Annotated in this window: 23 protein-coding genes; 13 read left to right on the top strand and 10 right to left on the bottom strand. The window is 58.7% G+C overall.

Going from position 1 to position 21,886, the window contains the following annotated elements; genetic code table 11:
• The first annotated feature begins 11 nt into the window (after positions 1 to 11).
• The 5 genes from AC07U5_RS13360 to trmB all read left to right on the top strand — a co-directional run bounded on the left by AC07U5_RS13360 (position 12) and on the right by trmB (position 5,877).
• Positions 12 to 1,148, top strand: coding sequence for a hemolysin family protein (locus AC07U5_RS13360; protein WP_313057118.1), 1,137 nt, complete (start codon positions 12 to 14; stop codon positions 1,146 to 1,148).
• A 289-nt stretch (positions 1,149 to 1,437) separates the two neighbouring features.
• Complete coding sequence (gene lnt, locus AC07U5_RS13355) at positions 1,438 to 3,030, top strand: apolipoprotein N-acyltransferase (RefSeq protein WP_494723215.1); 1,593 nt, start codon at positions 1,438 to 1,440, stop codon at positions 3,028 to 3,030.
• Positions 3,031 to 3,170: 140 nt separating this feature from the next.
• Complete coding sequence (locus tag AC07U5_RS13350) at positions 3,171 to 3,590, top strand: helix-turn-helix domain-containing protein (RefSeq protein WP_062427100.1); 420 nt, start codon at positions 3,171 to 3,173, stop codon at positions 3,588 to 3,590.
• 173 nt (positions 3,591 to 3,763) lie between these two features.
• Positions 3,764 to 5,029, top strand: coding sequence for a methionine adenosyltransferase (gene metK, locus AC07U5_RS13345; RefSeq protein WP_062427099.1), 1,266 nt, complete (start codon positions 3,764 to 3,766; stop codon positions 5,027 to 5,029).
• Between the two features lie 149 nt (positions 5,030 to 5,178).
• Positions 5,179 to 5,877: a tRNA (guanosine(46)-N7)-methyltransferase TrmB gene (trmB, locus tag AC07U5_RS13340; protein ID WP_494723214.1), complete on the top strand. Its 699-nt coding sequence runs from the start codon at positions 5,179 to 5,181 to the stop codon at positions 5,875 to 5,877.
• A 2-nt stretch (positions 5,878 to 5,879) separates the two neighbouring features.
• Here trmB and AC07U5_RS13335 read toward each other — a convergent pair whose 3' ends face one another.
• On the bottom strand, positions 5,880 to 6,635 hold the full coding sequence (locus tag AC07U5_RS13335) for a DeoR/GlpR family DNA-binding transcription regulator (RefSeq protein ID WP_494723213.1): 756 nt from the start codon (positions 6,633 to 6,635) through the stop codon (positions 5,880 to 5,882).
• A 99-nt stretch (positions 6,636 to 6,734) separates the two neighbouring features.
• On the opposite strand from AC07U5_RS13335, the gene AC07U5_RS13330 reads away from it, so the two are divergent.
• Positions 6,735 to 7,322 (top strand): NUDIX domain-containing protein, encoded by a 588-nt coding sequence (locus tag AC07U5_RS13330; RefSeq protein WP_494723212.1) that lies wholly within the window; start codon positions 6,735 to 6,737, stop codon positions 7,320 to 7,322.
• Positions 7,323 to 7,355: 33 nt separating this feature from the next.
• Here AC07U5_RS13330 and AC07U5_RS13325 read toward each other — a convergent pair whose 3' ends face one another.
• The gene (locus AC07U5_RS13325; RefSeq protein ID WP_494723211.1) at positions 7,356 to 8,255 is read right to left on the bottom strand and encodes a ribokinase; all 900 of its coding nucleotides are present in this window, start codon (positions 8,253 to 8,255) and stop codon (positions 7,356 to 7,358) included.
• A gap of 220 nt (positions 8,256 to 8,475) precedes the next feature.
• A complete protein-coding gene (locus AC07U5_RS13320; protein WP_494723210.1) occupies positions 8,476 to 9,672 on the bottom strand; it encodes a DNA recombination protein RmuC in 1,197 nt (398 codons plus the stop codon).
• A 140-nt stretch (positions 9,673 to 9,812) separates the two neighbouring features.
• Between AC07U5_RS13320 and def the strand changes: the two genes are divergently transcribed.
• Genes def through truA form a run of 3 tightly spaced genes read left to right on the top strand, consistent with a single transcriptional unit; the run spans position 9,813 to position 12,113 of the window.
• A complete protein-coding gene (def, locus tag AC07U5_RS13315; RefSeq protein WP_062427094.1) occupies positions 9,813 to 10,325 on the top strand; it encodes a peptide deformylase in 513 nt (170 codons plus the stop codon).
• A 51-nt stretch (positions 10,326 to 10,376) separates the two neighbouring features.
• Positions 10,377 to 11,309 carry a methionyl-tRNA formyltransferase gene (fmt, locus tag AC07U5_RS13310; RefSeq protein ID WP_062599215.1) on the top strand — a complete coding sequence of 311 codons (933 nt, stop codon included), beginning with the start codon at positions 10,377 to 10,379 and terminating at the stop codon, positions 11,307 to 11,309.
• A gap of 3 nt (positions 11,310 to 11,312) precedes the next feature.
• Complete coding sequence (gene truA, locus AC07U5_RS13305) at positions 11,313 to 12,113, top strand: tRNA pseudouridine(38-40) synthase TruA (RefSeq protein ID WP_113327495.1); 801 nt, start codon at positions 11,313 to 11,315, stop codon at positions 12,111 to 12,113.
• Positions 12,114 to 12,130: 17 nt separating this feature from the next.
• Here the strand turns inward: truA and AC07U5_RS13300 are convergent, their stop codons facing one another.
• From AC07U5_RS13300 to dapD, 3 genes are all read right to left on the bottom strand, one after another.
• Positions 12,131 to 12,727, bottom strand: a complete 597-nt coding sequence (locus tag AC07U5_RS13300; protein ID WP_062427091.1) for a hypothetical protein — start codon at positions 12,725 to 12,727, stop codon at positions 12,131 to 12,133.
• The gene (gene dapE, locus AC07U5_RS13295) at positions 12,711 to 13,907 is read right to left on the bottom strand and encodes a succinyl-diaminopimelate desuccinylase (RefSeq protein ID WP_494723209.1); all 1,197 of its coding nucleotides are present in this window, start codon (positions 13,905 to 13,907) and stop codon (positions 12,711 to 12,713) included. Before dapE ends, AC07U5_RS13300 begins: the two co-directional genes overlap by 17 nt.
• Positions 13,908 to 14,058: 151 nt before the next feature.
• Entirely contained in the window at positions 14,059 to 14,913 is an 855-nt protein-coding gene (gene dapD / locus AC07U5_RS13290; protein ID WP_494723208.1) for a 2,3,4,5-tetrahydropyridine-2,6-dicarboxylate N-succinyltransferase, read from the bottom strand.
• A 146-nt stretch (positions 14,914 to 15,059) separates the two neighbouring features.
• Here dapD and AC07U5_RS13285 point away from each other — a divergent pair, with 146 nt between their 5' ends.
• On the top strand, positions 15,060 to 15,920 hold the full coding sequence (locus AC07U5_RS13285) for an LOG family protein (RefSeq protein WP_494723207.1): 861 nt from the start codon (positions 15,060 to 15,062) through the stop codon (positions 15,918 to 15,920).
• An 89-nt stretch (positions 15,921 to 16,009) separates the two neighbouring features.
• On the opposite strand, the gene AC07U5_RS13280 is transcribed toward AC07U5_RS13285, so the two are convergent.
• Positions 16,010 to 16,954 (bottom strand): nucleoside hydrolase, encoded by a 945-nt coding sequence (locus AC07U5_RS13280; RefSeq protein ID WP_112358712.1) that lies wholly within the window; start codon positions 16,952 to 16,954, stop codon positions 16,010 to 16,012.
• A 311-nt stretch (positions 16,955 to 17,265) separates the two neighbouring features.
• On the opposite strand from AC07U5_RS13280, the gene AC07U5_RS13275 reads away from it, so the two are divergent.
• Positions 17,266 to 17,691, top strand: a complete 426-nt coding sequence (locus tag AC07U5_RS13275) for an Hsp20 family protein (RefSeq protein WP_062427087.1) — start codon at positions 17,266 to 17,268, stop codon at positions 17,689 to 17,691.
• 167 nt (positions 17,692 to 17,858) lie between these two features.
• Positions 17,859 to 18,116 (top strand): BQ00720 family protein, encoded by a 258-nt coding sequence (locus AC07U5_RS13270; RefSeq protein ID WP_062445714.1) that lies wholly within the window; start codon positions 17,859 to 17,861, stop codon positions 18,114 to 18,116.
• A gap of 198 nt (positions 18,117 to 18,314) precedes the next feature.
• Here AC07U5_RS13270 and AC07U5_RS13265 read toward each other — a convergent pair whose 3' ends face one another.
• Both AC07U5_RS13265 and AC07U5_RS13260 read right to left on the bottom strand, forming a co-directional pair.
• Positions 18,315 to 18,908, bottom strand: coding sequence for an EF-hand domain-containing protein (locus AC07U5_RS13265; protein WP_494723206.1), 594 nt, complete (start codon positions 18,906 to 18,908; stop codon positions 18,315 to 18,317).
• A gap of 109 nt (positions 18,909 to 19,017) precedes the next feature.
• The gene (locus AC07U5_RS13260; protein ID WP_494723205.1) at positions 19,018 to 19,737 is read right to left on the bottom strand and encodes a pyrimidine 5'-nucleotidase; all 720 of its coding nucleotides are present in this window, start codon (positions 19,735 to 19,737) and stop codon (positions 19,018 to 19,020) included.
• A 103-nt stretch (positions 19,738 to 19,840) separates the two neighbouring features.
• Here AC07U5_RS13260 and AC07U5_RS13255 point away from each other — a divergent pair, with 103 nt between their 5' ends.
• Positions 19,841 to 20,758, top strand: coding sequence for an EamA family transporter (locus AC07U5_RS13255; protein WP_494723304.1), 918 nt, complete (start codon positions 19,841 to 19,843; stop codon positions 20,756 to 20,758).
• A gap of 21 nt (positions 20,759 to 20,779) precedes the next feature.
• Here AC07U5_RS13255 and argB read toward each other — a convergent pair whose 3' ends face one another.
• The gene (argB, locus tag AC07U5_RS13250) at positions 20,780 to 21,664 is read right to left on the bottom strand and encodes an acetylglutamate kinase (RefSeq protein WP_062427083.1); all 885 of its coding nucleotides are present in this window, start codon (positions 21,662 to 21,664) and stop codon (positions 20,780 to 20,782) included.
• Positions 21,665 to 21,886: the final 222 nt, after the last annotated feature.

Raw genomic sequence — 21,886 nt, 5'->3', positions numbered from 1 at the left:
TGTTTGGGACAATGAACGAACATTCTGCAAGACCGCCCCAAGAGGGCAAAGACGCCGGGGAACAATCCTCATCGGAGGAGGGCAGTAGTCCGTTACGACAGGACTATCAAGCAAAGCCCCGCTCGACCATCTGGTCGAGAATTTCCCGGATCTTGAAGCCATCGCAGGGCGAGCGCCTTCGTGAAGATCTGACCGACGCGCTGATGACCGATACGGATATCGGCGCTGCCTTCACGCCCGACGAGCGGGCGATGCTCAACAATATTCTCCGTTTCAGAGAAGTCACGGTCGAGGACATCATGATCCCGCGCGTCGATATTGACGGGCTCGATCAGGAGACGACGATCGGTGAAGCGATGATCCGCTTCGAGGCGACCGGACGCTCGCGCATGCCGGTCTATGACGAGACGCTCGACGATCCCAAGGGGATGATCCATATTCGCGATCTCCTATCCTATGTGGGCAAGCAGGCGCGCAACAAGCGCAGAAGCGGTACACGCGCGCCGGCCAATGGCGAGGTAAAAGCGCCGCGCACACCGCGCTCGAATTTCGATCTCGCCCGTGTCGATCTCGAAACGACGCTGGCCGAAGCCGGAATCATCCGCAAGATCCTGTTTGCGCCACCCTCTATGCTCGCATCCGATCTCTTGAAGACCATGCAGGCGCAGCGGACCCAGCTTGCGGTGATCATCGACGAATATGGTGGCACCGACGGGCTTGTGTCCCACGAGGACATCGTGGAGATGGTCATTGGCGACATCGACGATGAGCATGACAAGGACGAGGCGATGTTCGTGCGCGTGTCGTCCGACGTCCTGATCGCGGATGCGCGCATCGAACTGGCGGAACTTGCCCAGGCGATCGGTCCGGATTTCGATGTTCGAGAGCATGCCGAGGAGATCGATACGCTGGGTGGTCTCGTCTTCTTTGCGCTTGGCCGCATTCCGTCGAAGGGTGAGGTGGTCCGCGCGGTACCAGGATTTGAGTTCCAGATTCTCGATGCCGACAATCGCCGCATCAAGCGCGTCCGCATCCTTCGCGACGAGTCCTCCACGGGCGAGGATGACCAGGCGCCAGCACCCGTCGTGACCAGTGAGATGATCGCGCTTCCCGCCCCATCCGACAGCACGGACAAGGCTGCCGTTTGATGGGTTTAAGTCCCGGGCAAAAGGGTCCGGGATTTCTTCTTTTCCAACAACCGATAGATGAGGCCGCTGCAATTGGCGGATTGCACAGACACGCCATCGCTGTCCTGTGGACGTTCGATTTTTTTTACAGTAAGTCGGAAGGGCATGCCGCATAACTATTCGGCGTTCGGCAGCCGAAACACGATCGGTGGTCTCTCCGACTGCGCGCGTTTCGATGGCAAGTAGGTTCTGGTATCCGCTTTCCGGTTTTGCGTTGCTGAACGGTGCCCCTCAAGGAGATTGATACTGTATGGAGCGGCTCGCGGGCACGATCATGTTGAGCGGTGGCTTCAGCCGCGTTCTCATCGCATTTCTGGCCGGCGCTATCGGTGCGCTCGCGCTGCCGCCGATCGGGTTCTTCGCCAGCCTCTTCGTCTCCTTCACCCTTCTGGTCTGGTTGATCGATGGCACCACGGGAAGCCCCGATGGTGGCGTCGTGTCTCGCGCCTTCAGAGCGTTTCTGCTCGGCTGGATTTTCGGCTTTGGCTATTTCGTCGCGAGCCTGTGGTGGCTCGGAAATGCTTTGCTGCTGGAGGCAGATGAGTTTGCCTGGGCTCTGCCGCTGGCAATTCTGGGCCTGCCCGCTTTTCTCGCGCTTTTCTACGGTCTTGCTGTGATGCTGGCAAACAGCCTCTGGTCGGATGGCTGGGGCAGGCTTGCAGCCCTCTCCGCAGCCTTTGGACTGGTGGAATGGTTGCGCAGCTTCGTCGCCACAGGCTTTCCCTGGAACGCGATCGGTTACGGGATGATGCCGGTTCCGTTGATGATGCAGAGTTCCAACCTGATCGGCATCTTCGGCATGTCGATGCTGGCGGTCTTCGTTTTCTCCAGCCCCGCGCTTTTTGGAACCCGCCGTGGCATGGTGCCGGGCCTGACGCTTGCTGTTCTGCTGCTGACAGGCCATGTGGGATACGGGTTTTATCGTCAGCATCGGCCATTACCGGAGCCAGCGGCGGATGCAATCACGGTGCGCATCGTGCAGCCCGGCATCGATCAGTCGCGCAAGATGCTGAATGCCGATCGTGCCGAAATATTCCAGGAGCATCTTCGCCTATCGGCCCTTCCGCCGACGCCAAGCAAGAAGCGGCCCGATATCATCGTCTGGCCGGAAACATCCGTTCCCTTCATTTTGACCCAGAACCCGGATGCGCTGGAAGAAATCGCCAAGACGCTGGAGGATGGTCAGATCTTGCTGACGGGGGCTGTGCGCATGGAGGATGCGGGGGCAGGGCATCCGCCGCGCTACTACAACTCCGTCTATGCCGTGGATGGCCAGGGCCAGATTATTGGTGCGACCGACAAGGTGCATCTCGTGCCCTTCGGCGAGTATGTGCCTTTCGAAGACGTGCTGCGGCGTTTCGACATCGAGAATATCGTCAACCTGCCGGGCGGCTTCTCACCGGCAGCAAGCCGTACACCCATCATTCTTCCATCCGGCAAGAAGCTCTACTCCTTCATCTGCTATGAGATCATCTTCCCCGATGAAGTGCCGGCCGATATCGCCTCCTCGGAGGCGATCCTGAATGTCACCAATGATGGCTGGTTCGGCGACACACCCGGCCCCTATCAGCACTTCCAGCAGGCACGCGTGCGCGCTGTGGAAACTGGCTTGCCAGTGATTCGAGCAGCCAACACTGGCATTTCCGCCATCATTGATCCGTTAGGTGGCATTGAGGCTGGTCTTGACTATGGTCAAAAGGGTATAATCGACGCTACTCTAAGTAGTAAGGCAGGCGACGTCCTGAGCAGCGATGCCCGTAAAACGAACTTTTGGTTGTTGTTTATAACAATGTTGATCGTGGCGCTGTTTTCTAGGTATGGTTTAGTCAGCCGCAAGAATTGACCGAAAACCCCTGAAATTGCATAGTGAGATTGTAGGGTTGTACAACGCAAGTGATATGAAGGACTGTTGCACTGATCCGACCTCTACGGTTTTGCGTTAATGTGTAACAATCACCGACAACAGGATGTCAGGACTAACATATGACCGAAAATAAGAAGAAGCCGAACCCAATCGACATTCATGTCGGAAGCCGCATCCGGCTGCGCCGCACCATGCTGGGCATGAGCCAGGAAAAGCTGGGTGAGAGCCTTGGAATTACCTTCCAGCAGATCCAGAAATATGAAAAGGGCACCAACCGCGTTGGCGCCAGCCGTCTTCAGAACATCTCCGCCATTCTGAACGTTCCGGTCTCCTTCTTCTTCGAAGATGCGCCGGGCGCCGAGCCAGCCTCCGCTTCCGGCTCTGCCGAAGCGTCGAGCTCCAATTACGTCGTGGATTTTCTCTCCTCGTCCGAGGGACTGCAGCTCAATCGCGCCTTCGTCAAGATCAACGATCCGAAGGTCCGCCGCCGTATCGTTGACCTAGTAAAGGCGCTGGCTGCGGAAGGCGACGCCGAGTAAGCGACCGAAAATCGATCGAATACCCACTTGAACGGCCTTTCGGGGCCGTTTTTTGTTGCGCGCTTGCGGAAATGAAATTCCGATATAAAGATATATTTATGTCGTTCTGTCCTTGTTTTTTCCGATGAAATGAATAACAAACGCACAGACCTGTTCTTTGAGGGGAATCCCGCATGCGCGCCAACTACCTGTTCACCAGCGAATCCGTTGCTGAAGGTCATCCTGACAAGGTTTGCGACCGAATTTCCGATGAAATCGTCGATCTGATTTATCGTGAAGCGTCCAAGACCGGTGTTGACCCATGGACCGTTCGCATCGCTTGCGAAACGCTCGCCACCACCAACCGCGTGATCATCGCTGGAGAAGTGCGCGTTCCCGATACGCTGCTGAAGAAGGACAAGGACGGCAATGTCCTGAAGGATGCCGCAGGCCATCCGGTGATCAACCCATCCAAGTTCAAGTCGGCGGCGCGCAAGGCCATCCGCGACATCGGCTACGAGCAGGACGGCTTCCACTGGAAGACCGCAAAGATCGACGTGCTCTTGCACCCGCAGTCTGCCGATATCGCACAGGGCGTCGATAACGCCTCCGACAAGCAGGGCGACGAAGGGGCTGGCGACCAGGGCATCATGTTCGGTTACGCCTGCAAGGAAACGCCGGACCTGATGCCGGCGCCGATCTATTATTCTCACCGCATTCTTCAGCTGCTTGCCAATGCTCGCAAGAGCGGCGAAGGCGAAGCCGCCAAGCTCGGCCCCGATGCCAAGAGCCAGGTGACCGTTCGCTATGTCGACGGAAAGGCGTCCGAGGCCGTTTCCATCGTTCTGTCCACACAGCATCTGGACGCAAGCTGGGATTCCAAGAAGGTTCGCGCAGTCGTCGAACCTTACATCCGAGAAGCGCTTGGCGACCTGAAGATTGCCGATGATTGCAAGTGGTACATCAACCCAACAGGCAAGTTCGTGATCGGCGGTCCTGATGGCGATGCTGGCCTGACCGGCCGCAAGATCATCGTCGACACATATGGTGGTGCAGCTCCGCACGGCGGTGGCGCGTTCTCCGGTAAGGACACCACGAAAGTGGACCGTTCCGCAGCTTATGCCGCTCGCTATCTGGCAAAGAACGTGGTTGCCGCAGGTCTTGCCGACCGTTGCACCATCCAGCTGTCCTACGCCATCGGCGTTGCACAGCCGCTGTCGGTCTATGTCGATCTGCATCAGACGGGCAAGGTCAGCGAAGACGAAGTGGAAGCAGCGATCCGCAAGGTCATGGACCTGTCGCCATCGGGCATCCGCCGTCACCTCGACCTCAACAAGCCGATCTATGCCAAGACCGCATCCTACGGCCATTTCGGCCGTAAGGCCGGCCGTGACGGTTCCTTCTCCTGGGAGAAGATCGATTTGGTCAAGCCGCTCAAGGATGCGCTGAAGGCCGCTTGAGGTCATCGGCTCGAAACATAGCCCTCTCCTCCACTCCGGTCTTGCCATGGGCGACCGTTTAGGGGATAGGGTCTGAAAACATGAAACCCGCGCAATACCGATGAAACGGTAAGGTGCGGGTTCATCTATTTTGCTTGAGAGAGTTCACGATGACGGAAGAGCGGCGTTCACGATCGACGGAAGCGTTCTATGGCAGGCGCAAGGGCAAGCCGTTGCGCAACCAGCAGGTGGAAAGCATCGAGAGCCTTTTGCCGCTGTTGAAAGTCGATCTTGAAACACCGGCGCCGAAGCCACTGGCCGCACTCTTCCCCGCCGACGTCAAATCCATCCGCCTGGAAATCGGTTTTGGCGGTGGCGAACATCTGGTTCATCGTGCAGCCGAAAATCCATCGACGGGCTTCATCGGCGTCGAGCCCTTCGTCAATTCCATGGCGAAGCTCCTTGGTGCCGTCAAAGAGCGCGAGTTGATGAACATCCGCCTCTATGACGACGACGCGACGCAATTGCTGGACTGGCTTACCGATGAATGCATCGATCACATCGATCTGCTTTACCCGGACCCTTGGCCGAAGAAGAAGCACTGGAAGCGCCGCTTTGTGTCGGACGTCAATCTTGCCCGTTTCCACCGCGTGCTGAAGCCGGGCGGCAAGTTCTGCTTTGCTTCCGACATTGATACCTACATCAACTGGACGCTGCAGCACTGCGCTCGCCATGGTGGCTTCGAGTGGACAGCCAAGACGTCGGCAGACTGGCTGACGCCTTATGACAACTGGCCGGGTACCCGCTACGAGAACAAGGCCAAGCGTGAGGGGCGGAGCTCCGCCTATCTCACCTTCCTCAAAGTCTGACGTCAGACCTTCACGATCGCCGGTCCTGCTGCCCCGTAGGGCTTCAACAGCGTGTCCGGCAGGTCGGCATCCACGACCAGAGTGGCAAGCTTGTCCAGGGGCAGGATGAGATAGGGCGAAGCAGCGCCGATCTTGTCCTCGGTCGCAACCAGGATCGTCTCGGCGCACTGGCGGGCGATCAGCCTTTTGATTGCTGCTTCTTCGCGGTTTCCAGTGGTCGCGCCGGTCTCTGGATGGACGCCCGTTGCGCCAAGGAAGAACAGGTCTGCGTTGATGCCCGAAATGGCCTCGGCGCTCACAGCACCCATCGAAACGATCGAGTGCTTGAAGAGCCGCCCGCCGATCAACTCCACCTCGACGGACGGATGATGCGCGAGTTCCACGGCGATGCTTGGACTATGGGTGATGATGGTCGCCTGTAGGGTCTGCGGCAGATGGCGGGCAAGCTGGAGATTGGTGGTGCCGCCGTCAAGAAAGACAGTCTGTCCCGGCTTGATCAACGTGGCTGCGGCCCGGGCAAGCTTTTCCTTTGCCGAGGACGCCATCTGTTCGCGCATACGATAATCGGCAACCGCAGGTGAGGATGGCAGCGCGCCACCATGAACCCTCTGCAACAGACCGTCCTTGGCAAGTTCACGCAGATCGCGGCGTATCGTGTCTTCGGAGACGCCGAGTTCTTCGGCGAAGCTCTTCGCAACAATTCGTCCGTCCCTTTGCAGGACCTGCTGAATGAGCGTCTTTCGTTCCGATGTCAGCATCCACTCAACCCTCTGCACGAATTTTCTTGACTCTGCATGAAATTGCACGAAATTGCGCGTATGTCCACGACCGGTCAGCTCCAGCCACAGGGAAATTTCATGAGTATCGCGCATCGCATCAACATCGAGGACGTCAAGGTTCTCTCAAACGACTGGTACCTTCTGAAGAAGACCACCTTTTCCTTTCTCCGGGAGGATGGCACCTGGCAAAAGCAATCGCGCGAAACCTATGATCGCGGCAATGGCGCGACGATCCTGCTTTACGACAAGGACCGCCGAACGGTGATCCTGACGAGACAGTTCCGCTATCCCGCCTTCGTCAACGGCCATGACGACCTTCTGATCGAAACGCCAGCGGGTCTTCTGGACAATGCCGAACCGGAAGCGCGCATCCGGGCGGAGACGGAGGAGGAAACCGGCTTCAAGGTCCGCGATGTGCGCCAGGTTTTCGATGCGTTCATGAGCCCTGGTTCCGTCACCGAGAGGCTACACTTCTTCGTCGGCGAATATCAGCCCGGCGACAGAACCTCGGCCGGTGGCGGAAATGAAGACGAGGGCGAGGATATTGCCGTCATGGAAATTGGGATCGATGAGGCGATGAGCATGATCGCCTCAGGGGTCATTCGCGACGGCAAGACGATCATGCTTTTGCAATATGCCGCCCTCAACCTGTTCAAGGATGCTTGATCGGGTTGAGGATGGGAAAAGACTTTTACAGTCTCAGAGCTTTGCATCCACATCAGCGGCGGTGGGGATAGACGGCTGGGCGCCCTCACGGGTGCAGGCCAGCGAACCGGCAACAGCGGCGCGGCGCAGCGCCTTTTCGAAGTCCATTCCGGCATCGAGGCTTGCGGCGAGATAGCCGCAGAAGGTGTCGCCAGCGCCCACCGTATCGACCGGCTCGATCTTCAGGCCCATGGCCTTGAAGAGCTTGCCATTGCGAATAGCGATCACGCCGTCCGCACCGAGCGTGACGATCAGCGTCTGGCCCGTTTCCTCGTGAAGCGCGCTCAACTCCTTCTCCCGATCGGAAGAGGACAGCCCGTTCTTGCCGATCAACAACTCGAACTCGGTCTCATTGGCGATAACGATATTGGCAAGCTTGGAAAGGCGGGCGGCATCCGCGGTCAGAGGAGCCGTGTTGATGATCGTCGTCACACGCTTGGCTTTGGCGGCCTTCAGCGAGGCCTCGATCGCATCGGCTGGAATTTCAAATTGCAGCATCAGCGTATCGCCCTCGGCCATCTCCGAGACGGCGCGCTCGGCATCCTGTGGCGAGACCGTACCATTGGCGGCGGGGATAACCGAGATCATGTTCTCGCCACCCTCGCCAATCAGGATCACAGCCGTTCCAGTCGGTTCGGCCACGGTCTTCAGCAGCGACAGATCGGTCCGGGCGTCACGCAGCAGCGTGAGTGCGGGGGCGGCAAAGGTGTCGTCACCAATCGCGCCCGCCATCTTGACGTCCGCTCCGGCGCGACGTGCGGCCAGCGCCTGATTGGCGCCCTTGCCACCAGCCGCCGTGGAAAAGCTTTTGCCGGTCACCGTCTCGCCTGGCTTCGGAAGACGGTCGGAGGTGGCGACGAGATCCATGTTGATGGAGCCGAAAACAGTAATCATGCGAGGCTGATCCAAAAGGCAAAGACGTTAACAATGCCGATAGTGCTACAGCATCCGCCCGAAAATCGGAATCGATTTTTGGAAAGCACGATGCGTAGATTGAAAGAAGATAGAGCGTCCTTTGTGCGTCTAGAAAGACGCACGGCGCTCTAGCGCATCGGGATCGAAATCGGAAATCGATTTTGCAATGGCGACGACGTTCGTTTGATTTCAGCGCCGCCTACTCGTCATCCACCACGCGCAGCTTGGCAGCACCTGCGCGCGCATCGGCAATGCGGCGCATATGCTCCACCTCCGAATGCGGGATTTCCTTGGTGGTAGTGGAAAAATCGAGGCTCTCGATCTTGTCGCCACGCGCCAGAACCTTTTCCGACGACGTCAGCATCATCTCGACATCGCGCTGCGCCTGGCCGAAATGCGTCTGCAGCTTGCGGGTGCGCTCATCCAGACGCCGCACATCGTCCATCAACAGCGCCACTTCACCCTGGATCAGGTGGGCCTGCTCCCGCATCCGTTGATCTTTCAGCACCGACTGGATAACCTGGATCGACAGCATCAACAGCGATGGTGAAACAATCACCACCCGGGAGCGGTGAGCACGCTGCACCAGAAATTCGAAATGCTGGTGAATATCAGCGAAGATCGATTCCGACGGCACGAAGATGAAGGCGGTGTCCTGCGTCTCGCCAGGAATGAGATATTTCTCCGATACATCGCGAATATGAACTTCCATGTCCCGGCGGAACTGCTGGGTCGCAGCGCGCTTGGCTTCCGGAGATTCATCCGCCTTCAGGGCATTCCAGGCTTCCAGCGGAAACTTGGCGTCGATCACCAGCACCGGCGCATTGTTCGGCATCTTGATCGTGCAGTCCGGCCGAAAGCCGTTCGAAAGTGTGGGTTGAAGCTGGTAGGTGCCGGAGGGCAGCGCATCGGCAATCAGCGCTTCCATGCGGGCCTGGCCGAAGGCGCCACGGGTCTGCTTGTTGGAAAGGATCGCCTGCAGTCCGATCACATCCTTGGCAAGATCCTGAATATTGCCTTGCGCAGCATCGATGACGGCAAGCCGCTCCTGCAGCTTGCTGAGGTTCTCATGGGTCGACCGGGTCTGTTCCGTCAGCGTCGTGCCGAGCCGCTGCGACATGCCGTCCAATCGCTCGTTCAGCGTCTGGCTCATCTCGTTCTGGCGCGCGGAAAAGGCATCTGCCATGGCGGCGATACGGCCTTGCAGCTCGGTCTGGGTCTTCAGAAGTTCGGTCAGTTCTTCCCGTGGCTGATCCGGTACTGCCGGTTTGCGCAAAAGAAAGAGGACGGCCAGCAGCCCGGCAAAGACCAGAAAGAAGAGGAGCGCGCCGACAGAAATGTTGAGCGTCCCGACGCTGAAAGCCGTTTGACCGAGGCCATTGAGATCGATGTTCATGACGCAATCTAACAGAGTTATTCTGATTCGTACAAAACAAGAACATGTCCGCGGCAAAAATGAGTCGGCTATCCAGTATCGGCGTTGAATCGACCGTATTTTTTCATTTCCTCGGCTGATGAGATGGGTTATGGGAAGCCATGACGATCAAGCCTCTTATCATTTTGCCCGATCCGCTGCTGCGCCAGCAATCCAAGCCTGTCGAGACGGTGGATTCGGAAATCCAGCGCCTGGCAGACGACATGCTGGAGACCATGTATGATGCGCCGGGCATCGGTCTGGCCGCGATCCAGATTGGCGTTCCGCGCCGCATGCTGGTGATCGACCTCTCGCGCGACGATGAGGAAAACAAGCCGCAGGTTTTCATCAATCCGGAGATCCTCAAAGTATCGGACGATGTCTCGACCTATGAAGAGGGCTGCCTCTCCATCCCTGATTACTACGCCGAAGTCGAACGCCCGGCCTCTTTGACGGTTGGATATGTGGACCGCGACGGCAAGCAGCAGACGATCGAGGCCGATGGACTTCTTGCCACCTGCCTGCAGCATGAAATCGACCATCTGAACGGCGTGCTCTTCATCGACCACATCTCGCGACTGAAGCGTGACATGGTCATCAAGAAATTCACCAAGCTGGCCCGCGCCAAGGTCTGATCCGGCTGGCCGATAGGCCGCCCGGTACCAGCAGCAGGGCAGGGGGCAACAATGGCTCTTCGCATCATATTCATGGGAACGCCGGAGTTTTCCGTCCCCACGCTGCGCGCGCTGAAAGAGGCGGGGCATCATGTGGTGGCGGTCTATACGCAGCCGCCGCGCCCAGGCGGTCGCCGTGGACTGGACCTGCAAAAATCCCCCGTGCATCAGGCCGCAGAGCTTTTGGGCATTCCGGTTCTGACCCCGTTGAATTTCAAGGCGGACGAAGATCGACAGCAATTTGCCGCGTTCGATGCCGATGTCGCAGTGGTCGTTGCCTATGGCCTTCTACTGCCTGAGGCCATTTTGAATGGCACACGCCTTGGCTGCTACAACGGCCATGCCTCGCTTCTACCCCGCTGGCGCGGTGCGGCCCCCATCCAGCGCGCCATCATGGCAGGCGATGCCGAAACCGGCATGATGGTGATGAAGATGGAAAAGGGGCTGGACACCGGCCCTGTGGCGCTGACCGCCCGTGTTCCCATCGATGAGAACATGACGGCCGGCGAGTTGCATGATGCGCTGATGCTGAAAGGCGCCCGGTTGATGCGTGACGCCATGGCAAAGCTCGAGAACGACGATCTGCCGCTGACGGTGCAGGCCGAGGAGGGCGTTCTCTACGCCGCCAAGATCGACAAGGCGGAAACACGGATCGATTTCTCCCGCCCATCGCAGGATGTCCATAACCACATTCGTGGGCTGGCACCCTTTCCCGGCGCCTGGTTCGAACTGGAGATCGGCGGCAAGCCGGAACGCGTCAAGGTCTTGGCAAGCGAGCGGGCCGAAGGAATGGGCGAGGCAGGCTCCGTTCTGGACGACCAATTGACGATTGCTTGCGCCAGCGGTGCAGTGCGTCTCCTAAAGTTGCAGAAGGCAGGCGGCAAGCCGATGCTGGCTGCGGACTTCCTGCGCGGAACGCCCGTTGCCATCGGAACGAGGCTGTAGCCGATGCCGCGTTTTCGCATGAGCGTCGAATATGACGGCACACCCTATGTTGGCTGGCAGAGGCAGGACAATGGCAGGTCGGTTCAGGGCGCACTCGAAGCGGCCGTCCTGTCGCTGACGGGCGAGAAGGTCGGCATTCGCGGCGCGGGCAGAACCGACTCCGGCGTGCATGCGGTCGGTCAGGTCACCCATGTGGATCTTGCGCGCGATTGGCAGCCCTACAAGCTTCGCAACGCGCTGAACGCCCATCTGGCAATGGCAGGCGACGCCGTCTCGGTGCTCGACGTAGCAGCCGTGACGGAGGATTTCGACGCCCGCTTTTCCGCGATCCGTCGCCACTATCTCTATCGCATCATCTCGCGCAAATCGCGCCTGGCGCTGGAGCACAAGCGCGCCTGGTGGGTGTCGAAAGACCTGGACCACGAGAGAATGCATGCAGCCGCGCAGATGCTGGTGGGGCGGCATGACTTCACCACTTTCCGCTCAGTGCATTGCCAGGCCAACAGCCCGGTGCGCACGCTGGACAGGCTCGATGTGACACGCACTGGCGACCTGATTGAGATCCGCGCAACGGCGCAGAGCTTCCTGCACAACCAGATCCGCTCCTTCGCCGGTACGCTGAAGATGGCAGGCGAGGGCGCGATGACGCCCGATGATGTCCGCGCTGCACTCGAGGCGCGGGACCGCAAGGCCTGCGGCCCGGTCGCGCCGCCGGAGGGCCTTTACTTCATGCAGGTGGATTATCCCGACGTCATACCGCCGCGACAGCCGCGGACAGGTGCGGCAGAGGGCAGCGAAGTCTGACTTTCAGCCTCCGATGATCAGGTCGGGTAAACGCCGAGAAAGCGCTGCAGTAGTTCCGACAGGATCATCCCGGGTACAAGCAGGGTCATAACCAATGCCGTTACCAGAAGCGGTTGGTCGCGCACGAAAAACCGCACGATCCTCGAGAAGGTGAAGACGAGCGTCAGCAGCAGCGCAAACCAGAGGATTGCGACAAGCCCGTGCAGGGCGGGCAGGAGCAGCGCAATCAGGATCAGCAACGAATAGGCGTAGGAGAATGGCACCGACAACCAGTTTGCTACCACGATAATCGCTTGAAACTTGCCTCTCGCTCCAAAGGCATAGAGCAGCACCCCGATCAGGATCAGCGGCACCATCCAGCAGATCGCTTCGACGATAGCGAGACGGATGAAGAAGATCGCGCCCGTATGAACGCCTTCCGGCAGTCCGGATAGATAGGCTTCATGCCACCAGTACCATGAAAGCGCCATGGAGGGCAGGCACCAGAGCGCCGCGTAGAAGGAGCGAAGCAAGCCGCGATCGCTGATATCGAGAAGCCGCAAGCCATCCTTGTTGCCGAGAAACAGCAACCACAATCCGCGCAGATAAATGGCGACTTCACTCAGTGGCGGCATGGCCGAACCAGCGTTTAATGAAGGTTTCGTAGATGCGTGTCAGCGTTTCGAGGTCCGCTACGGCGACACGCTCATCGACCATATGCATCGTTTGCCCGACGAGACCGAACTCCACCACGGGGCAGTAATCCTTGATGAAGCGCGCATCGGAGGTGCCGCCGGTGGTCGAAAGCTTCGGCTCCAGACCCGTGACCTCGGCCACCGCGCCCGAAAGCGAGGAGATCAGCGCATTGTTGCGCGTCAGGAAGACATGGCTCGGGCGATCGGCCCAGACGATCTCGTAATTGACGGGTGTCCGATCCGGACGAAGCGCGCCGTCAGCGGCAGCCGCATCCAGACGACGGATGATCTCGGCCCGCAGCGTCTCCGCCGTCCAGGTGTCGTTGAAACGGATATTGAAGGACGCCGTCGCTCTGGCCGGAATGACGTTGGTTGCGGCGTTACCCGTATCAATGGTCGTTACTTCCAGGTTGGATGGCTGGAAATTCTCGGTGCCGTGGTCGAAAGGCGGGTCCATCAGCGCTTGCGTCAATTGCAGCATGCCGCGAATGGGATTGTCGGCAAGATGCGGATAGGCAGCATGGCCTTGGACGCCCTGCACGGTGATGCGACCGGAGAGCGAACCCCGGCGGCCGATCTTGATCATGTCGCCCAGCTGGTTCGGATTGGTCGGCTCGCCGACAACGCAGGCATCCCAGCTTTCGCCCTTGGCGGCGGCCCATTCCAGAAGCTTCGAGGTGCCGTTGATCGACGGACCTTCCTCATCGCCGGTAATCAGGAAGGATACCGAGCCCTGCGGCTTGCCATGCTTTTCGATATGACGGGCAATCGCTGCGACGAAGCAGGCGATACCGCCCTTCATATCGACAGCGCCGCGACCATACATCTCGCCGCCGGCAATTTCCGCGGCAAAGGGCGGATGGCTCCAGGAAGCTTCATCGCCCACCGGTACGACATCGGTATGACCGGCAAACATCAGATGCGGTCCATCGGTGCCAAGGCGCGCGTAAAGATTTTCAACGTCCGGTGTGCCATCTTCGGTCGCGACCATCCGGTCCACCGCAAAGCCGAGCGGCGAGAGCAGGTTATCGAGCAGGCTGAGCGCCCCGCCTTCTGCAGGCGTGACCGACGGGCAGCGAATGAGTGCGGCAAGATTGGAGACGGGATCGGTGGCGTTCATGGGCTGTCTACTCTCTGCCGCTTCTACTCTTAAAGCGTATCGCGATCTTTCAGATTCGCTCCCTACGCTTTAAGTCCTTGTTTTGTCGCATGTCGTTACCGCAAAACCGCTGCACACTTTTGCGCGACATGCTTTAGCCGGTCTTCTTACTTCAATCGCGCAGCAGTTCGTTGATACCGGTCTTGGAGCGCGTCTTCTCATCGACGGTCTTGACGATGACGGCGCAGTAGAGGCCGGGGCCTGGCTCGCCATTCGGGAAGGGCTTGCCAGGCATGGTGCCGGCCACCACGACGGAGTAGGGCGGGACTTCGCCGTAGAAGATTTCGCCGGTCGCGCGGTTCACGATCTTGGTGGACTTGCCGATATAGACGCCCATGCCAAGCACCGAGCCCTCACGGATGATGCAGCCTTCGACGACTTCCGAACGGGCGCCGATGAAGCAATTGTCTTCGATGATGGTGGGGCCAGCCTGCAGCGGCTCGAGCACGCCGCCAATGCCGACGCCGCCGGAAAGATGGACGTGCTTGCCGATCTGCGCGCAGGAGCCGACGGTTGCCCAGGTATCGACCATGGTACCTTCATCGACATAGGCGCCGAGATTGACGAAGGACGGCATCAGCACGACGTTCTTCGCCACATAGGCGGAACGACGAACCACGGCATTCGGCACGGCGCGGAAGCCGGCAGCGCGAAACTGGTTTTCACCCCAGTTTTCGAACTTGGAGGGCACCTTGTCCCACCAGGTGGATTCGCCTGGGCCACCGGTTACGATTTCCATGTCGTTGAGGCGGAAGGAGAGCAGGACGGCTTTCTTCAGCCACTGGTTCACCTTCCAGTTGCCATTGGTCTCGCGCTCGGCCACGCGGGCCTCGCCGGCGTCAAGAAGATTGAGCGAGGTCTCGACGGCATCGCGAATTTCACCCTTCGTGGAGGTGTTCACGCTGTCGCGGTTTTCGAATGCGGTTTCGATGATGCTTTCGAGGGTGCCGAGATCCGAGCTGCTCATGAGAATTCCTTAAACTTCGCTGACTATCGTCATTTCAGGGAAACATCCGCACCGCTGGCCGGACACGGTCAATTGCTCTAAGCGAGTGTTTCAAGTGCGTCAATGCGATTTGGGCGATTTGACGCAAGCATCGGAAAGGCATGGAAATGGCGAAACTGAAAAACGGCAAGCTGCGGCGCAAAGACGGGGTTTGGGACCCGCTGAAAAACAGTTCTGACGATAAGCACCAGGCCGAAGTCATCCCTAAGACACCGCAAAGCGCCTCGCCCTCCTATCGCCTTGCCTATACCGATACCGACTTCCTATGCCGGGAAGAATTGCGCCCGATCCGTCTGCAACTCGAACTGTTGAAACCGGAGATGATCCTCTCCGAACGCGGCATCAAATCGACGGTGGTGATGTTCGGCGGTGCGCGTATTCCTGAGCCCGGTGCCGCCGCCTGGGCGGCGCGCAACGATATCCAGAAGAAGAACCTCGAAGCAGCCTCCGCCTATTATGACGAGGCACGCAAATTCGCGCAGCTCTGTGCAGTCGAAGCGGAGAAATTCGATCACCGCGAATATGTCGTCATGACCGGCGGCGGCCCTGGCGTGATGGAAGCGGGCAACAGGGGAGCATCAGAAGCAGGCGCTCCCTCGATCGGCCTCAACATCCTTCTGCCGCACGAGCAGGCGCCGAACCCCTATGTGACGCCGGAGCTCAGCTTCAACTTCCACTATTTCGCTATCCGCAAGATGCACTTCCTCATGCGGGCAAAGGCCGTCGTCGTCTTCCCCGGCGGTTTCGGCACCATGGACGAACTGTTCGAAACGGTGACGCTGATCCAGACCAAGCGCATGGCACCAATCCCGCTCATTCTCTTTGGCAGGGATTTCTGGCACTCGATCATCAATTTCAAGGCATTGGCGGATTTCGGCACCATCGCGCCGGACGATATCGACCTGTTTCACTTCGCCGAGACAGCCGAAGAAGCCTGGAAGATCGTCGCCGATTTCTATGAGCTATAAGGGCTGCCGTTTCTCGGCGGGATAACATCGCACAAAAATGCCCGGGCTCGATCGTCTCTAAGCCCGGGCGTGATTGTGAGAAGCAGTGATCAGAGCCTTGCGAAGCGCTCGGTGAGCAGCGCGAAGAAGCCATCGGCGTCCACATCGCGGAAAACCTTGGCATTGACGGGACGCTCCGTCACCTTCCACCAATCGACCACGGTCATGCCCATCGTCAGGTCAGACGACGTCTCGATTTCCACGTTGCAATCGCGTCCAGCGAAAAGCTCAGGCTTGATCAGGTAGGCAATCACGGTCGGATCATGCAGCGGCCCGCCATCGGAGCCGTATTTCTCCACGTCGAATCGCTCGAAGAACTCCAGCATTTCCGCCATGGCAATCGCCGGATGCGTGCCGATGTCACGGATGCGGGCAACGCGCGCCTTGGTCGTCAACAGCTTGTGCGTCACATCCAGCGGCATCATGACGAGAGGAATGCCGGAGCGGAAGACGATCTCGGCCGCATGCGGATCGACATAGATGTTGAACTCGGCCGCTGGCGTGATGTTGCCACCCTCGAAGAAGCCACCGCCCATCAGCACCAGTTCTTTCACCCGCGGTGCGATATCCGGTGCTTTTTGCAGAGCGGTCGCGACATTGGTGAGCGCGCCGAGCGTGCAGAGCGTCACCGTGCCTTCCGGCTCGCGACGAAGCGTGTCAATGATGAAATCCACCGCATGCTGGGATTGTGCGGCCAGTGTGGGTTCCGGTAGCGTCGGGCCGTCGAGACCAGTGCTGCCATGCACATGCTCGGCCGTGATCGGTGCGCGCACCAGCGGGCGTTCGCAGCCTTCATAGACCGGCACTTCCGGGCGATTGCACAGCTCCAGAATGATGCGGATGTTGCGGCTGGTCAGCTTCAGCGGCACATTGCCTGCCACGGCGCACAGCCCGAGAATCTCGATCTCGTCGGGGCTTGCAAGAGCGAGCATGATCGCGGCTGCGTCATCCTGCCCGGGATCGGTGTCGATAATGATTTTTCTGCGCTCGGCCATGGTCATCCTGTCTGTCCAGAGCGCCCTGCGTTCTTTTGGACGCACAAAGGACGCTCTTACTCTTTCAATCCACGCATCGTGCTTTTCCAAAAATCGAGTCCGATTTTCGGCCGATGCTGTAAGTCATGTCTTTTCAAGCTGCTTTGACCGGCTTGTCAATGGGCTGCCGAAGACCGGTGGTTTTGCCGATGCGGCGTTCTTGCGTTTCGGGCACCATATTACCATATGGCAATGAGCTGCCGAAACGGGGCTGGGCGCCGCATCACCACGTGCGCCACAAGATCGTCGCTTGGATGCAAGGACACGGGACTATGAGCCGCATGACACCTTTCACGAACCCCTTGATGCTGGGATTCGATGCCATGGAAAAAACGCTGGAGCGTATGGCAAAATCGAATGACGGCTATCCGCCCTACAATATCGAGCGGCTTGCGGCGGAAGACTCAAGCCCTGAGCGGCTGCGCATCACCATTGCGGTTGCCGGATTTTCCGAAGACGATCTCGATGTCACGACGGCGGATAATCAGCTGGTGATCCGTGGCCGCCAGCAGGATCAGGAAAAGCGCGACTACCTCTATCGCGGTATCGCCGCGCGGCAGTTCCAGCGCGTTTTCGTGCTGGCTGACGGTATGCAGGTGCACAATGCGCGCCTGAAGAACGGTCTGCTCTCCATCGAACTCACCCGTCCGGAAATCTCCAACGTGGTGAAGAAAATTAACATTTCCGTCTCACAGTAAGACTCTGGCCCCGTAGACTGATTCCGTTCAGTCTCCTGGTCAAAGACCAACGCATCGGCGCAAGGATCCGGAGGATCTTCGCAACGGACTGCGCGTCGACTTGAAATTCTGAGCGACCGGATACGTCTTCGAAGGACGCAACAACGGCGCTCGATGGAGGCTGAAACATGCTTTTAAAAGAAGCGCATGCGCGCCTGACCAAATCCCAGCTGGCCCATCTTGGTGCCGGCGAAGTGGGCTACATCCGCAAGATGCGAGCCGAACAGGTGATGAAGTGCTTTCCCGAGGCGCCCGAGATCGATCCCGGTCTTGATCTTTGGGCTCTTTTCGGCGCCGACGGCACGCCCATCCTTCTGACCGACAACCGATCCAGCACCTTCTTCAAGGCTGCCGAAGACGAGTTGCGGACCATCAGCCTGCACTAAAGCGCGTCGCGATCTTTCAGATTCGCGTCCGGCGCTTAGGTCTTGGTTTTGTCGCATGTCGTTATCGCAAAACCGGTGACCACCTTTGCGCGGCATGATTAGCACTTGCTCGTGAGGGACCGGTCCGGTCCTGAAGCGATTGGCCGACAAAAAAGGCCCACCCTGAAACAGAGCGGGCCTCCAGTCATCGAGATGGCCTTAGAGCCAGGGGCGATCCGGCATGTCGTCCACGCTGATTACGCCGTCATTGTTCCGGTCTAGGCGCGTGAAGATCTTTTCGCCAGCGGCCATGAACTCAGGCTTGCTGAGTTGACCGTTGCCGTCCGTATCGGCGGAGGCGAACATGCCACCCATCTTGCCTTTACGATCCTTGCCCTTGCGCTCTTCGCGAGCTTCACGGCGCTTTTCGCGGTCACCATCCTTCTTGTCGCCCTCAGCCTTTTTCTGGTCACCCTCGGCTGCGGCTTTTTCCGGACGCGGATTGGCTTCCCGCCAGGCTTCCATTTTCGCCCGGCGATAGTCTCGCATTTCCTTCGGCGTGATGGAGCCGTCCTTGTCGGCGTCGATCTCGGTGAAGAGTGCCTCCTGGCGGGCGTTGAACTCTTCCTTGGTGATCTTGCCGTCCTTGTTGGTATCGGCCACCTTCAAGAGGTGAACGAACATCGGCTCAGGGCGCATGCGCGGACCTTCACGGTCGGCGCCGCCACGTGGAGCCGCCATCGTCATGGACGCAGTGGTGCTGAGCATCAGGGCAGCGCCAAGCGCGGTGATGGCGATCTTCCGTTTTAGCATATCAAAACCTTTCCGTTGGTGTCCCTCGTAAGACGCTATAGGCGACGCTTCGTTCCCACCAGTTAAACATCCGTAATGCATATGAAACATCGGTAATATATGGATCGCTCTAAGCTCGGCTGTCTTGGAGTCCTACCAAAAATTCCGATAGGTTATCGGTAATGTAATCGATGTGATCATCCGTCTCGGCCGGAATTTCCCAGCGCTCCATCACGATACCTTCGAGATTGCGCGGAACGAGAAGCACCGTCTTCATGCCCATCGCTCGGGGTGCCACGAGATTGCGCGGCAGGTCCTCGAACATCGCAGCCCTTTTGGTATCGAGCTGTTTCAGCGCGGCAAATTTTTCGTAGGTCTGGCCCGCGGGCTTCGGCAGGTAGCCCGCAGCGACGATGTCGAAGATATCTTCGAAGTGATCGAGGATTCCCAGCGCACCGGCGGCGGCCTGAGCGTGCTTGACGCTGCCATTGGTCAGAATGAATTTGCGGCCAGGCAGCGCCTTGATGGCCTCTCCCAACTCCGGATCTGGAAGCAGGGCGGAGTAGTCGATTGCATGCGCCTTCTCCAGGAAGTCGTTAGGATCGATACCGTAGTGGATCATCAGTCCTTGAAGCGTCGTTCCATGCTCGTGGTAATAGCGCTTCTGAAGAGCGCGCGCCTCTTCCGGATCGAGCTGCAACAGCTCCGCCACATAGGCGGTCATGTTGCGGTCAATCTGTGAGAAGAGATTGATGTGATGCGGGTAGAGCGTGTTGTCGAGATCGAAGACCCACTCCGTCACATGGGCGAAATCGGCTGGCTCTGCGGTGTTCTTGGGCTTTGTGTTCATGCAACGCTTATGCCCGTTTCGCTGGTCAAATAAAATCGAAAACGCGCCGCCTGTGACGAAAACCGTCCTTGGCGGCAAACCTGCGCCAATGCTAATCCAAGGCATGGAATTGTGGATCGGTATCACTCTGGTCAGCGCCTTCTTGCAGAATCTGCGCTCGACCTTTCAAAAGCATCTGAAGAAGAGCATGGGGACCACGGGCGCCACCTTCGTGCGCTTCGGTTTCGGCATGCCCTTTGCGTTGACCTATCTCGCCATCCTGCATTTTGGACTGGCAAGGCCATTGCCATCGATCAACGGCACTTTCGCGCTATGGGCTGCGGTTGGATCGATGGCGCAGATCGGTGCCACCTTCCTGCTTGTGCATCTGTTCTCGTTCCGTAATTTCGCTGTCGGCACGGCTTACTCGCGCACGGAGCCTGCTCAGGCGGCGCTCTTTGCGCTCATTTTCGTCGGCGAAAGCGTCAGCGCCGGAACGCTGCTGGCCATTGCCATCTCGGTCTCCGGTGTCATGCTGATTTCGGTGGCGAGAACGGCGCTCTCTCCCGTCTCCATCATCACCTCCATCTTCAGCAAGACGGCGGGGATCGGCCTGGCATCTGGCGCACTCTTTGGTCTCTCCTCCGTCGCTTATCGTTCCGCATCGCTCTCGATTGCCGCAAGCCTGCCGGCGCCCGACGCCATCATGCAGGCGAGCTTCACGCTGGTGGTGGTCATCGTGACGCAAACGGTAATGATGCTCATCTGGATTATTCTGCGGGAGCGGGAAGAACTGGCGCGTATCGCCAGGGCATGGAAACCGGCCATCGCTGTTGGCTTCGTCGGTGCTACGGCCTCATTCGGCTGGTTCACGGCGATGACTCTGCAGCAAGCCGCAGTCGTCAAGGCACTGGCGCAGGTAGAAATGCTCTTTGCCTTCGCCTCGACCGTCTTTTTCTTCAAGGAAAAGATCAACAAGCTCGAACTGATCGGCTGCCTGTTGATCGTCCTCGGCGTGCTGTCGCTTTTGGCCAGGGGCTGACCCAAGCCAAAATCCGATGACTCAGGGCACGATCAGCGTGCCGGCACCTTCCGTGAAGATTTCCAGAAGGACCGAATGGGCGGTCTTGCCGTTCAGGATCACCACGCCCTGCACACCAGCCTTGATCGCCTCGATGCAGGTTTCCACCTTCGGGATCATCCCGCCGGAGATGGTGCCGTCCTTGATCAGCGCCTTGGCCTGTGAGACGGTCAGTTCCTTGATCAGTTCCTTGTTCTTGTCGAGAACGCCCTCGACATCGGTGAGGAACAGCAGGCGGGTGGCGTGTAGCGCGCCGGCAATTGCGCCAGCGAAGGTATCGGCATTGATGTTGTAGGTCGCGCCATCACGACCGGGTGCCACAGGGGCGATGACGGGGATCATCTCGGACTTTGCCAATAGATCGAGCAGCGTGCGGTCGACTTCGACGACCTCGCCGACGAAGCCGAGATCGAGGACCCGCTCGATATGGCTGTCCGGGTCGGTCACGGTCTTGCGCGCCTTTTCGGCAAAGACCATGTTGCCATCCTTGCCGCAAAGGCCGATGGCCCATTCACCCGTCTGGTTGATGAGGGCGACGATCTCCTTGTTGATCGAGCCCGCCAGAACCATTTCAACGATCTCGACCGTCTTTGCGTCTGTGACGCGCAGACCGCCTTCGAACTTCGATTCGATTCCCATCTTTGTCAGCATCGCGCCGATCTGCGGGCCGCCGCCATGAACGACGATGGGGTTGATGCCGGATTGCTTGAGAAGCGCGATGTCTTCGGCGAAAGCTTTTCCAAGAGCCATGTCGCCCATGGCGTGACCGCCATATTTTACGACGATTGTCTTGTTTTCATACTTCTGCATGAAGGGAAGGGCCTGAGCCAGAAGCCGGGCCTGCATTTCGCTTTCGATACTCGCCATGAGAAAAACCTCTTGCTGGAACGCGCCGCTTGTAACGCAAGTTTTTGACGGATGAAACACGGGATGGGGTCGGCGAGAAACATTAATTCGCAGAGGATGGCCCATGCGCCGCCTAATCGGATTGACACGCGGGCGCATTCGGACCAGCCTTGTTCAGGGAGTCTGCGTCCGGCCGTTCGAGGTTCGAATCGGCAGGCTGTCATGATGACAGTGGCGCGAAGC

The sequence above is a fragment of the Agrobacterium sp. GW821-FHT02D03 genome (genome assembly GCF_059421725.1).
The sequence above is the reverse complement of the archived record's forward strand: the minus strand, read 5'-3'. Positions and strand labels throughout refer to the sequence as shown.

Coding starts and splice junctions, on each gene's coding strand:
- AC07U5_RS13360 (WP_313057118.1), top strand. CDS start 12: ATGAACGAACATTCTGCAAGACCGCCCCAAGAGGGCAAAGACGCCGGG.
- AC07U5_RS13325 (WP_494723211.1), bottom strand. CDS start 8,255: ATGATTACTGTTTTCGGCTCCATCAACATGGATCTCGTCGCCACCTCC.
- AC07U5_RS13335 (WP_494723213.1), bottom strand. CDS start 6,635: ATGCTGACATCGGAACGAAAGACGCTCATTCAGCAGGTCCTGCAAAGG.
- lnt (WP_494723215.1), top strand. CDS start 1,438: ATGGAGCGGCTCGCGGGCACGATCATGTTGAGCGGTGGCTTCAGCCGC.
- dapD (WP_494723208.1), bottom strand. CDS start 14,913: ATGAGCAGCTCGGATCTCGGCACCCTCGAAAGCATCATCGAAACCGCA.
- AC07U5_RS13330 (WP_494723212.1), top strand. CDS start 6,735: ATGAGTATCGCGCATCGCATCAACATCGAGGACGTCAAGGTTCTCTCA.
- trmB (WP_494723214.1), top strand. CDS start 5,179: ATGACGGAAGAGCGGCGTTCACGATCGACGGAAGCGTTCTATGGCAGG.
- argB (WP_062427083.1), bottom strand. CDS start 21,664: ATGGCGAGTATCGAAAGCGAAATGCAGGCCCGGCTTCTGGCTCAGGCC.
- AC07U5_RS13275 (WP_062427087.1), top strand. CDS start 17,266: ATGAGCCGCATGACACCTTTCACGAACCCCTTGATGCTGGGATTCGAT.
- AC07U5_RS13265 (WP_494723206.1), bottom strand. CDS start 18,908: ATGCTAAAACGGAAGATCGCCATCACCGCGCTTGGCGCTGCCCTGATG.
- AC07U5_RS13260 (WP_494723205.1), bottom strand. CDS start 19,737: ATGAACACAAAGCCCAAGAACACCGCAGAGCCAGCCGATTTCGCCCAT.
- metK (WP_062427099.1), top strand. CDS start 3,764: ATGCGCGCCAACTACCTGTTCACCAGCGAATCCGTTGCTGAAGGTCAT.
- fmt (WP_062599215.1), top strand. CDS start 10,377: ATGGCTCTTCGCATCATATTCATGGGAACGCCGGAGTTTTCCGTCCCC.
- dapE (WP_494723209.1), bottom strand. CDS start 13,907: ATGAACGCCACCGATCCCGTCTCCAATCTTGCCGCACTCATTCGCTGC.
- truA (WP_113327495.1), top strand. CDS start 11,313: ATGCCGCGTTTTCGCATGAGCGTCGAATATGACGGCACACCCTATGTT.
- AC07U5_RS13320 (WP_494723210.1), bottom strand. CDS start 9,672: ATGAACATCGATCTCAATGGCCTCGGTCAAACGGCTTTCAGCGTCGGG.
- def (WP_062427094.1), top strand. CDS start 9,813: ATGACGATCAAGCCTCTTATCATTTTGCCCGATCCGCTGCTGCGCCAG.
- AC07U5_RS13280 (WP_112358712.1), bottom strand. CDS start 16,954: ATGGCCGAGCGCAGAAAAATCATTATCGACACCGATCCCGGGCAGGAT.
- AC07U5_RS13270 (WP_062445714.1), top strand. CDS start 17,859: ATGCTTTTAAAAGAAGCGCATGCGCGCCTGACCAAATCCCAGCTGGCC.
- AC07U5_RS13255 (WP_494723304.1), top strand. CDS start 19,841: ATGGAATTGTGGATCGGTATCACTCTGGTCAGCGCCTTCTTGCAGAAT.
- AC07U5_RS13285 (WP_494723207.1), top strand. CDS start 15,060: ATGGCGAAACTGAAAAACGGCAAGCTGCGGCGCAAAGACGGGGTTTGG.
- AC07U5_RS13350 (WP_062427100.1), top strand. CDS start 3,171: ATGACCGAAAATAAGAAGAAGCCGAACCCAATCGACATTCATGTCGGA.
- AC07U5_RS13300 (WP_062427091.1), bottom strand. CDS start 12,727: ATGCCGCCACTGAGTGAAGTCGCCATTTATCTGCGCGGATTGTGGTTG.